The organism is Exiguobacterium sp. s163 (assembly GCF_018617135.1).
Lineage (GTDB): Bacteria > Bacillota > Bacilli > Exiguobacteriales > Exiguobacteriaceae > Exiguobacterium > Exiguobacterium profundum.
In genome coordinates this window covers 1-373 of the sequence record NZ_JACSJN010000020.1, presented here as the reverse complement: position 1 = coordinate 373, position 373 = coordinate 1, and the positions used below count along the sequence as shown (strand labels likewise).

Sequence of the window (373 nt, the reverse complement as noted above, 5' to 3'; positions counted from 1 at the left end):
AACAAGGTAGCCGTATCGGAAGGTGCGGCTGGATCACCTCCTTTCTAAGGAAAATGCCCATGTGGCATTGCCCATCGTTCAGTTTTGAGAGACCAAAACCTCTCTAAGAGGGCCTATAGCTCAGCCGGTTAGAGCGCACGCCTGATAAGCGTGAGGTCGGTGGTTCGAGTCCACTTAGGCCCACCATTTTTATGAAAAATTCCAATACGGGGCCTTAGCTCAGCTGGGAGAGCGCCTGCCTTGCACGCAGGAGGTCAGCGGTTCGATCCCGCTAGGCTCCACTTTTGTTCCTTGAAAACTGAAGATTCATCAAGACATCAAAAACCAATTTCACATATGGTCCATAATGGACCGTGTGTCTTAGACGCTAGAT

General features: G+C 50.1%; 2 tRNA genes. Both read left to right on the top strand.

Annotation, left to right across the window (positions count from 1 at the left end):
• The first annotated feature begins 109 nt into the window (after positions 1 to 109).
• Positions 110 to 186: transfer RNA gene (locus tag KNO71_RS17545), tRNA-Ile, on the top strand.
• 22 nt (positions 187 to 208) lie between these two features.
• Positions 209 to 281: transfer RNA gene (locus KNO71_RS17540), tRNA-Ala, on the top strand.
• Positions 282 to 373 lie beyond the last annotated feature (92 nt).